Annotated in this window: 1 protein-coding gene; it reads right to left on the reverse strand. The window is 61.2% G+C overall.

Annotation, left to right across the window (positions count from 1 at the left end):
- The coding region (locus IB265_RS36235) for an ISNCY family transposase (RefSeq protein WP_192496224.1) at nucleotides 1-947 on the reverse strand (947 nt) is incomplete at both ends.

The following is a 947-nucleotide window of genomic DNA, read 5'->3' on the forward strand; positions in this document are numbered from 1 at the left end:
AGCATGATCCGCTGGCGCTCGAACGAAAACGTCAGCTGCGATCCGACATAGCGCTGCTCACGTTTGCACAGGACGTCGCGCAGCCGATCCGGGGCAAGGTTCAGCGGCCGATGCAGATCATCAGATCGGGCAGGGGTAATGGCAAACTGGCGGTTATAGCGCTCCATGAACCGAGGCAGGAAAGCGTTGCCGTCGTCCATGCCGCAGATGCCCTCCAGGCGCAGATCCTTGATCAACCGGTCCTGTAGCGTCCGGTTCATCCGCTCGACCCGGCCCTTGGCTTGGCTCGAGTTTGCGCAAAGAATCTCGATGTTTAGCTCGCAAAGTGCACGCCCGAACTGGGTCATGCCCTGACCGCCCTTGGCATCCTTCTTCGCAACCCGAAACACCGAATGCTTGTCGGAATAGAAGGCGACGGGAGCCCCATGCGCCTTCAGATAGAGCTCGAGCGCCTCGAAATAGCTGAACGCACTTTCCGAGCGTACAAACCGCAACTGCATCAGCTTGCCGGTCGCATCATCGATGAACACCAGCAATGAACATGGGTCACCGCGATCCTCGAACCAGCGATGCTCGGATCCATCGATTTGCACCAGTTCACCGTAGGCCTCGCGCCGCAAGCGTGGCTGATGAAACGTCCGCCGCTGCTTGCGCGACAGCCACAGGCCGGCCTCAGACATCCATTGGCGCAGGGTCTCGCGCGACACCGTCAGACCATCACGCTCGGCAAGCTTCTCGGCCGCCAGCGTCGGACCAAAGTCCACATAGCGTTCGCGAACGACCGTCACCGCATAATCCCGAACACCGTCGCTGATCCGATTGTTCGAGGGCCGGCCGATTGCCTTATGCCGGATCGAAGCCGCACCGCCGGTGTTGATCCGCTCCAGCAACCGACGCACCTGGCGGGTGCTCAGCTCAAGCACGCGCGCCGCCGACGCCAACGTCAT

The organism is Ensifer sp. ENS10 (assembly GCF_014852025.1).
Lineage (GTDB): Bacteria > Pseudomonadota > Alphaproteobacteria > Rhizobiales > Rhizobiaceae > Ensifer.